Here is a 9,334-nt window from a genome sequence, read left to right as displayed (position 1 = left end):
GTGCGGGCCTGGGGCCGGCTGGGCTATCCCCGCCGGGCGCTGCGGCTGCACCAGGCCGCGACGGCTGTCGTCGAGCGGCACGGCGGCGAGATCCCGGCGGACCTTGACGCGCTGCTGGCCCTGCCCGGAGTCGGGACCTACACGGCCCGGGCCGTCGCCGCGTTCGCCTTCCGCCAGCGCCACCCGGTCGTCGACGTGAACGTGCGCCGCCTGTTCGCCCGCGCCGTGGAGGGCCGGGCGGACCACCCGGCCACCGTCAGTCGCCGCGATCTGGCCGCCGTCGCCGAGCTGCTGCCGGCCGATCCCGAGACCGCCGCCATGACCAGCGCCGCGCTGATGGAGCTCGGGGCGCTGGTCTGCGTGGCCCGTGCCCCCCGCTGCGCCGCCTGCCCGCTGCTGCACCGCTGCGCCTGGGTGGAGGCGGGCAGCCCGGCCGGGACCGGCCCCACCCGCCGGCCACAGGGTTACGCCGGCACGGACCGTCAGGTCCGCGGACGGCTGCTGGCCGTTCTGCGCGACGCCGAGCAGGCGGTCGACCAGGGCCTCCTCGATCAGGTCTGGGACGACCCGGTCCAACGGAGCCGGGCGCTGGCCGGGCTGATCGACGACGGGCTGATCGTCCGCGTCGCCCCCGGCGTCTACGCCCTGCCGAGCTGACCCGGCGGCGAACCCATCAGAGCGGCGTTCACTTCGGAGCGGCGTTCATCTCGGAGCGGCGTTCCCTTAGACGGTGGGGTCGGGCGCGGCGCGGAACCGGTAGCCGACCCCGCGGATGCTCTCGATGATCGTCGGCTCGCCGGCGGCCTCGCCGAGACGGCGGCGCAGTCGGCGTACGTGCACGGCGAGCGTGTTGGTCTCGGTGTGCGCCGAGCCCCAGACCTCCCGCAGCAGGGTCTCGCGCGGAACGACCCGTCCGGTCTGCTCCAGCAGCAGCGCGAGCAGCCGGAACTCCCGAGGCGGGACCGACACGACCGTGCCGTCGAGGCGAACCTCGTGGGCCGCCCGGTCCAGCAGCACCGGGCCGCCGCGCAGAACGTCGTCCCCGGCCGGCTGGGACGCCTGCGCGCCGGCGCGCCCCGTCCCGATGACGCCGACCATCGCCAGCACCTCGGGCACCCGGTACGGCTTGCCCACGCAGGCGCTCGCGCCCGCGTCCAGGCCGGCCGCGGCGGCCGGCCGGTCGTCGGGGCCGACCGCGAGCAGGATCGGCACGTCGTCGTGTCCGGGCACGCTGCGAACCGTCCGCACGACGGTGACCCCGTCGACGACCGGCAGCCGGGCGCTGATCAGCAGTGCGGCAGGCTGCTGGAGGCCGATTTCCAGCAGGGCCTGGGCACCGTCCGCCACCACGCTCACCGCGACCCCACCACCGACGATGGCGGCCAGCATGCCGTCGTCCACCTCGGAGTCGGCGATCAGTAACGAGGGTCGGCCGGTCGACCTGACCTGCACCGCCGCCCCGTGCTGTTCGACCACCGGAGCACGGTCGGCACCCCCCGGTTGGATGGACCCACGCCCCACCGGGAGCATCCGCCCGTCCTGCCCGTGCACTTCCGCCGGCGTCAGCCGAACCGTCCGGAGACGTAGTCCTCGGTCCGCTTCTCCGTCGGGTTACTGAAGATCTTCGAGGTCTTGTCGAACTCGACGAGGCGGCCGGGGTCGCCGGTCTTCTCCAGGGAGAAGAACGCGGTGGCGTCGCTGACCCGCGACGCCTGCTGCATGTTGTGGGTGACGATGACGATCGTGAAGCTCGACTTCAGCTTCGTGATCAGGTCCTCGATGGCCAGGGTGGAGATCGGGTCGAGCGCGGAGCAGGGCTCGTCCATGAGCAGCACCTGGGGCTCGACGGCGATCGCCCGCGCGATGCACAGGCGCTGCTGCTGTCCGCCGGACAGGCCGGCGCCGGGCCGGCCGAGCCGGTCCTTGACCTCTTCCCAGAGGTTCGCCCCGCGCAGCGACTCCTCGACCCGCTCGTCGAGCAGCGCCTTCTTGCGCACGCCGTTGAGCTTCAGGCCAGCGATCACGTTCTCGTAGATGGACATGGTGGGGAACGGGTTCGGCCGCTGGAAGACCATCCCCACGGTGCGACGGACGTTCACCGGGTCCGTGCCGGCCCCGTAGAGATCCTCGCCGTCGAGCAGCACCTTCCCCTCGACGCGGGCGCCGGGAAGCACCTCGTGCATCCGGTTCAGGGTGCGCAGCACCGTCGACTTTCCGCACCCGGACGGCCCGATGAATGCGGTGACGTTCTTCGGTTCGATGGACAGGTTCACGTCGGCTACGGCCTTGAACTTGCCGTAATACGCCGTCAGCCCGGTTACGTCGATGCGGGTGGCCATGGCAACCTCGACTCACGATCTGTCTGGACGCTGTTCGATGCTCGGACGGAAACGAGGGGCGGAACGGGAACGAGGGTGGTGCGGGCCGGCGGCGGCGACGTCGGCGGCGCCGCCCCCAGCCCGGTCTGGATCACTTCAGCCGGTTGCGTCCGGCGAACACCCGGGCAATGAGGTTCAGCACCATGATGATGATGATCAGCACCAGGGCGGCCGCCCACGCCCGGTCGACCGCGAACTTCTGCGGCTGACCGGCCTGGGAGTAGATGTACAGCGGCAGGGATGACTGCTCGCCCGAGAACGGGTTCGAGTTGATGAGGTTCGTGCCGAAGACGGTAAGCAGCACCGGGGCGGTCTCGCCCGCCACCCGGGACACCGCGAGCATGACGCCGGTCACGATTCCGGGCAGCGCGGTGGGCACGACCACCCGCAGGATGGTCCGCCACTGGGGTACGCCGAGCGCGTACCCGGCCTCGCGCAGCTCGTTGGGAACCAGCTTGAGCATCTCCTCGGCGGAGCGCACGACCGTCGGGATCATCAGCACGGCGAGCGCGAGCGCGCCCCCGAACCCGGAGAAGCCCTGGTCGAGGGCGAGCACCCAGAACGCCAGGACGAACAGACCCGCGATGATCGACGGCAGGCCGGTGAGCACGTCGACGAAGAAGCTGATCACCCGGCTGATCCGGCCGCGGCCGTACTCCACCAGGTAGATCGCCACCAGCAGGCCGAACGGCACCGCCAGCAGGCTGGCGAGCAGCACCTGCTCCACGGTGCCGATGATGGCGTGGTAGATGCCACCGCCCACGTCCCGGGCGCCGATGCCGTTCATCGAGTGGGTGAAGAAGCCGGCGTCGAGCCGACCGGCCCCCTTGCTGATGACGCTGACCAGCACTGCGATCAACGGGATCACGGCGAGCAGGAACGCGGTGTAGACGAGGGTCGTCGCGAACCGGTCCCGCGCCCGGCGCCCGCCCTCGACGACCGTCGAGACGACGGTCATCGCGATCAGGAATCCGAGCGCGGCCATCAGCACGATCTGGATCTCGCTGTCGACCGGCGTGAGCAGGTAGATCAGCAGGGACACGACCACCGCGCCGGCCGCGACGGCGAGCGGCACCCAACGCGGCAGGCTCTGCCCGCGCAGACGCAGACGGTCTGGGCCGCTGTCGACGGCTGGTCCGGACACGGTCGCGGTGCTCATGCGGAGCTCCCGGAGAACTCGCGGCGGCGCGCGACGATGGCCCGCGCGATGATGTTGACGATCATCGTGACGATGAACAGCACCAGACCGGAGGCGATGAGCGCGCCGCGGCCGATGTCGTTGGCCTCGCCCCAGCCGTTCGCCACGTTCGCGGCGATCGTGTTGCCAGCGGGCGAGAGCAGGTGCGCGGAGATGTTGAACGAGGCGGGTAGGACCAGCGCGACCGCGATCGTCTCGCCCATCGCCCGGCCGAGGCCCAGCATCGACGCGCTGATCACCCCGGGCTTGCCGTAGGGCAGCACCGCGGTCCTGATCATCTCCCACCGGGTCGCGCCGAGGGCCAGGGCCGCCTCGCGGTGCGCGATCGGCACCTGGAGGAAGACCTCACGGGACAGGGCGGCGACGATCGGCAGGATCATGATCGCCAGAACCACGGAGGCGACGAACAGCGAGCGTCCCACCGAGTCGGCGCTGAACAGCGGGATCCAGCCGAAGTAGTCGTTCAGCCAGAGCTGGATGCCCTTCATGTGCGGGGCGAGGACGATCAGGCCCCACAGGCCGTAGACGACGCTCGGCACGGCGGCGAGCAGGTCGACGATGTAGCCGAGGACGGAGGAGAGCTGCCGGGGCGCGTACACGGTGATGAACAGCGCGATCCCGACCGCGACCGGCACCGCAATGATCATCGCGACCGCCGCCGAGACGACCGTGCCGTACAGGGTCGCGGCCACACCGAACTTCGGTGGGCTGGCGTTGGGGAACCACTCCTCGGTGGTGAGGAAGTTCCCGGTGTTGGCGTTGAGCGCGTGGGTGGCCCGCAGCACCAGGAAGATGGCGATCACGGCGATCAGCGCCAGCAGGCCGAAGCCGGCCGTGCGGGTCAGGTTCTTGAAGATCAGGTCGGCCGTTCCGACCCGGGGCTTGCTCGCGGCTGCGACCGTGGGCCCGCCGGCCGGCGGTGGGTCCTGCGGCGGGGCCGTCGCCGTGGCGGCCCCCCGCGGCTCGGCGGCGTCCGCCGAACTGTCCGGCTCCGTCGTCATGGTCCTCTCCTTGGTGCCCGAACGGGGCTTGCCGATCAAGGTCCCGGACGCGGCACGCGCGGCGGGACGTGGGTGCCGCGGCCGCCGTACATCGACGAATCCGCGGTGGGTCGTTCTCCCCACCGCGGGCACCGGCCGGGCCGGTCGGGTCATGCGGGTCATGCGGGCCGCCCCCGGCCGGTCCCGGACCGCGTGGTGGTCCGGGACCGGCTCAGGACAGCCGTGGCAGCCGTGGTGGCGGTGGCAGCCGGGTGACTGTGGACTGTGTGGCTGTGGTGGCTGTGGTGGCTGTGGGTCAGGCCAGCTTGGCGACGACCGCGCGGACCTTCGTCGCGACCGCGTCCGGCAGCGGCGCGTAGCCGAGGTCGCCGATCGAGGACTGAGCGGCGTCCGAGGCGGTGTAGGTCAGGAAGGACTTGACCAGCGCGGCCTGGTCGGCCGAGAGCCCCTTGGTGCAGGCGATCTCGTAGGTGACCAGGTAGACCGGGTAGGCGCCCTTCGTGGCGGTGGTGTAGTCGAAGGTCAGCTTCAGGTCGTCGCCGTCAGCGATCTTGGCGGTGCTCAGGCCCAGGGAGGCACCGTCCGTGCTCGGCTCGATGTACTCGCCGGCCGCGTTCTTGACCTTGACGGTCGACAGCCCGGCGTTCTCCGCGTAGGACAGCTCGGCGTAGCCGATGGAGTTCTCGGTCGACTTCACGGTCGAGGTGACGCCGTCGCTGCCCTTGGCACCCTGGCCGCCGGGGGCCTTCCAGTCCGAGCCGGAGTCGAAGGTCCAGTCGGCGCCGCCCGCGCCCTTGAGGAACTTGGTGAAGTTGTCCGTCGTGCCGGAGCCGTCGGAGCGGTGCACCGAGGCGATCGTGGCGTCCGGCAGCGAGGCGGCGCTGTTCTCCGCCTTGATGGCCGGGTCGTTCCACTTGGTGATCTTGCCGGCAAAGATCTTCGCCAGGGTCGGGGCGGACAGCTGCAGGCCGTCGACGCCGGACACGTGGTACATCAGCGCCACCGGGCCGACGGCCATCGGCAGGTCGACCGCGGCACCGCCGGTGCAGCGCGCGTCCGCGTCGGTCTTCTGCTGGTCCTTCAGCGCGGAGTCCGAACCGGCGAAGGCCACCTGCTTGCTGATGAACTGCTGGCGACCAGTCGAGGAGCCCGTCGACTGGTAGTTGATCGTCGCGCCGGAGCACGCGTTCTGGTAGGCCTTGACCCACTCGTCGATCGCGTTCTTCTGCGCGGACGAGCCGGAGCCCGTGACGGACCCCTTCGCACAGGAGATCGCGCTCGCCGGACTCGACGGCGCCGCGTTGCCGCCGCCGGAGTCGTTGTTGTCGTCAGTTCCGCACGCCGCCACGGTGAGCAGTGCCACCATCGCGGCCCCGACGGCGGCCTGACGCTTGCCTCGGATCACAAGCAACCCTTCGTCCTCGCGCCGTTCACGGCGCCGAATGTCGTCCGCCCCCCGGACTGGGGTGCCGGCGAGAATCGAAGCGATCCGGAGTGAACGAAAGATGAACAAGCGCATACGCCAACCCGTCACCAACCGGAACACATCCATGTCTGACGATTTATGGCCTGTTGACCGGACCGGTTTCCACCACTCCAGAACACCGCGTACTGAACTCTAAACACACCGTTACCGGCAGCCGACACCCCCGGCACCCCGACACGGCACCACACCGCGGCTCCACCGGGGGTGCCGCACCGCCTCCCGGCCTGCTTCGCGAGCGCTCGCCGACGGGCACCGACCGGGGTCGACCACGTCGGACCGGCGCCACCGCCGGGCATCACCCGCCACCTCTACGGCCTGGAACCCCGGGACAATCCTCGGACAAGTTAATGACAAGAAGGAGCGGACGCCGGGACGGTCGGCGACCCGCGCTGGAGGATGGCGCGGCCGCCCGGGCATCGCCGCGCCGGCCGGCCCGAAGCCCGGATGCTGGCTTTTCGACGTCATCGAACGACATCGAGCCGCTCGGGAATCTTGCGCCGCTGATCCCGAATGTTCATCCGCGTGCGTCATGCCCGACCCGTCCCGCTGCGCCCGGCGACGCAGTGGGACGGAGCCGGCGAAGCGGCCAACCCGCGCGCAGCGCTACGCAAATGATCAGGACTTGCGCCCGCAGTCACCGGACGTCCGCTCTGCCCGGAGATCGCCAGTGGCGTTCCGCCCGCTCCCGTGCTTTGCTTACTAGCAACATCGATGTAGCTGACAGCATCGAGTTGAAACCCGAAAGTCTGATCGCGAGTGACGATTCCGCACGATGGTAACAATGAGAAACTTTGAGGATACGTAAAGTAGTTATCCCGGTCCCGGGGAAAGCCGACGCCCGCCAGGCCCGCCGGCCGCACGTGACGCGCATCGGAACCGACACGCATACAGGAGGACGGCCAGAAGATGAACACCGTCGACAACGACGATCTCCTGCCGGAGCCCCGGCCGATCACCGGCGGACGGCCCGGCTCCCTCGCCGAGGTGGTCACCGTCCACGACGGCCTGGTGATACGGCACGAGCTGGTCCTGGCGCCGGGAGCCACCGCGGCCGACCTGACCACGGCCATGATCCTCGTCCCGCCCAAGGCCAGCCTGGTCAGTCACCACGGGGACGTCGACGTCTCCCTGGTGTTCCAGGAGGTCAGCCGCGACGGGCGGCCGGAGTCGGCCGCCGACCCGCTGGAGCACAGCCGAGGCCTGCGTCACCGTTGACCCGGGCCCCGCTCGGGGTCGCCCGTCGGAGCGCCGGCGCGGGCACCCCGAGCGGCACCCCAAGCGGCCCGCCGGTGCCGCGCCGCGCCCACCCGGCCGTCCCGATGACCCCACACCCGGCGTAGGCAATATCGTGGCGAGGTGGCTGTACTCACCTCCCGTGCGACCGACTTCCCGCGCTGGTACCAGGACGTGCTCGCGAAGGCCGAGCTGGCCGACAACGGCCCCGTCCGCGGGACCATGGTCATCCGACCGTACGGCTATGCGATCTGGGAACGCATGCAGGCCGACGTGGACGCCCGGATCAAGGCCGCGGGCGCCGTCAACGCCTACTTCCCGTTGTTCATCCCGGAGAGCTACCTGCGCCGGGAGGCCGAGCACGTCGAGGGCTTCAGCCCCGAGCTCGCCGTGGTCACCATCGGCGGCGGCAAGGAGCTCGAGGAACCGGTGGTCGTGCGGCCGACCAGCGAGACCATCATCGGCGAGTACCTGGCCAAGTGGACCCAGAGCTACCGCGACCTGCCGCTGCTGCTCAACCAGTGGGCCAACGTGGTCCGCTGGGAGCTGCGTCCCCGGCTGTTCCTGCGCAGCAGCGAGTTCCTCTGGCAGGAGGGGCACACCGCGCACGTCGACGAGGCCGAGGCCGCCGCCTACGCCCGCCGGATCGCCCTGGAGGTCTACCGCGACTTCCTCACCGACGTGCTCGCCATCCCGGTGCTCATCGGCACGAAGACCCGTAAGGAGCGCTTCGCCGGCGCCACGAACACCATGACCTGCGAGGGCATGATGGGCGACGGCAAGGCCCTGCAGATGGCGACCAGTCACGAGCTGGGGCAGAACTTCGCCCGGGCCTTCGACATCGACTTCCTCGGCGCGGACGGAGCGAAGCACCTGGCCTGGACGACGTCCTGGGGTAGCTCGACCCGGATGGTCGGCGGCCTGATCATGGCGCACGGCGACGACAACGGCCTGCGCATCCCGCCCCGGCTCGCCCCGACCCAGGTCGTGGTGCTGCCGGTGCGCGACGACGAGACCGTGGTCGCGAAGGCCCGCGAGATCGCTGCGGCGCTCACCGACGCCGGGCTGCGGGTACAGGTCGACGCCCGCCCGGGGCTGTCCTTCGGCCGCCGGGTCACCGACGCCGAGATCAAGGGCATCCCGGTGCGGGTCGAGGTCGGCCCGCGCGACCTGGCCGCCGGGAACGTCACTCTGGTTCGCCGGGACACCTCGGTGAAGGCGCCGGTGCCGCTGGCGGAGGCGGCCGGCCGGGTTCCGGCGCTGCTCGACGAGGTGCAGGCCGGCCTGCACGCCGAGGCTCTGGCACTGCGCGAGAGCCGGACGGCGGATGTCACCACGGTCGCCGACGCCGCGCAGGCAGCACAGACCGGCTTCGCCCGCATCCCGTGGCGCCTCGTCGGCGAGGAGGGCGAGGCGCGCCTCGCCGAGGACGCCCTGACCGTCCGCTGCCTGCAGACGCCCGACGGCGAGATCCCGCCCGCCGGCGGCGACCCCGACGATCTGGTCTGCCTGATCGCCCGCTCCTACTGACCGTCGATCGTCGATCGCGGGCGCCTGGCCCGCGATCGACGGCACGTGACACAGGCGCGCTAGCCGAAACGGGTTATCCGCTTTGCGGCCCTTCGGCTCGTTTGCTAACGTCACCAATGTCCGAACTGCCCGAAATCGTCCATCTTTGATTCCGTCTTTCGCGCACGCAGAACAGGTAGCATGCTCCGACAAGACGAATTCGAGCAGCTTATTGCCCAGAAATTGGGTCTCGCCGATTCGGCGATCGCCGGTGGCAGCCGGCTCCATGAAGACCTCGGGCTGGATTCCTTCCGGCTTCTGGAACTCTGCCTGTACGTGATCGAGCTCGGAGTCGACCTCTCCGAGGCGAACTGGCTGGAAATCGAGACCGTCGGTGAGCTCTACAACCGCTATCGGGCCGGGCCGCCCGCCGCGGCCCCCCCCCCCCCCCCCGCCGAGCTGCCCAGCGATGCCTGGACGCAGCTCCGCCAGGGGTTCCAGTCCCTGCTGGACATCTCCACCGCGGACA

At 70.6% G+C, this 9,334-nt stretch carries 9 protein-coding genes; 4 read left to right on the top strand and 5 right to left on the bottom strand.

Translation table 11 applies throughout. The features are described from left to right. Window positions 1-657 (top strand): A/G-specific adenine glycosylase (locus tag ND748_RS18040; RefSeq protein ID WP_251746982.1); only part of this gene is annotated, 657 nt, incomplete at its 5' end. A gap of 66 nt (window positions 658-723) precedes the next feature. On the opposite strand, the gene ND748_RS18035 is transcribed toward ND748_RS18040, so the two are convergent. The 5 genes from ND748_RS18035 to pstS all read right to left on the bottom strand — a co-directional run bounded on the left by ND748_RS18035 (window position 724) and on the right by pstS (window position 5,943). Continuing rightward, the gene (locus ND748_RS18035) at window positions 724-1,530 is read right to left on the bottom strand and encodes a response regulator transcription factor (RefSeq protein WP_251746981.1); all 807 of its coding nucleotides are present in this window, start codon (window positions 1,528-1,530) and stop codon (window positions 724-726) included. 32 nt (window positions 1,531-1,562) lie between these two features. Next, window positions 1,563-2,339, bottom strand: coding sequence for a phosphate ABC transporter ATP-binding protein PstB (pstB, locus tag ND748_RS18030; protein WP_251746980.1), 777 nt, complete (start codon window positions 2,337-2,339; stop codon window positions 1,563-1,565). A gap of 130 nt (window positions 2,340-2,469) precedes the next feature. Beyond that, on the bottom strand, window positions 2,470-3,537 hold the full coding sequence (gene pstA, locus ND748_RS18025; RefSeq protein WP_251746979.1) for a phosphate ABC transporter permease PstA: 1,068 nt from the start codon (window positions 3,535-3,537) through the stop codon (window positions 2,470-2,472). Then, the gene (gene pstC, locus ND748_RS18020) at window positions 3,534-4,577 is read right to left on the bottom strand and encodes a phosphate ABC transporter permease subunit PstC (RefSeq protein WP_251746977.1); all 1,044 of its coding nucleotides are present in this window, start codon (window positions 4,575-4,577) and stop codon (window positions 3,534-3,536) included. Before pstC ends, pstA begins: the two co-directional genes overlap by 4 nt. A 295-nt stretch (window positions 4,578-4,872) precedes the next feature. Beyond that, window positions 4,873-5,943: a phosphate ABC transporter substrate-binding protein PstS gene (gene pstS, locus ND748_RS18015; RefSeq protein ID WP_285902314.1), complete on the bottom strand. Its 1,071-nt coding sequence runs from the start codon at window positions 5,941-5,943 to the stop codon at window positions 4,873-4,875. Window positions 5,944-6,969: 1,026 nt separating this feature from the next. Between pstS and ND748_RS18010 the strand changes: the two genes are divergently transcribed. The 3 genes from ND748_RS18010 to ND748_RS18000 all read left to right on the top strand — a co-directional run. Further along, on the top strand, window positions 6,970-7,278 hold the full coding sequence (locus ND748_RS18010) for a hypothetical protein (RefSeq protein WP_251746976.1): 309 nt from the start codon (window positions 6,970-6,972) through the stop codon (window positions 7,276-7,278). A gap of 141 nt (window positions 7,279-7,419) precedes the next feature. Next, window positions 7,420-8,826, top strand: coding sequence for a proline--tRNA ligase (gene proS, locus ND748_RS18005; RefSeq protein WP_251746975.1), 1,407 nt, complete (start codon window positions 7,420-7,422; stop codon window positions 8,824-8,826). Between the two features lie 180 nt (window positions 8,827-9,006). Next, window positions 9,007-9,334, top strand: a 328-nt coding sequence (locus ND748_RS18000) for an acyl carrier protein (protein ID WP_251746974.1), incomplete at its 3' end; no start/stop codon positions are given.

Origin of the sequence: Frankia sp. AiPs1 (genome assembly GCF_023716945.1) — a bacterium.
Taxonomy (GTDB): domain Bacteria; phylum Actinomycetota; class Actinomycetes; order Frankiales; family Frankiaceae; genus Frankia.
Note: the sequence above shows the minus strand (reverse complement) of the source record. Positions and strands in the feature narration are given on the sequence as shown.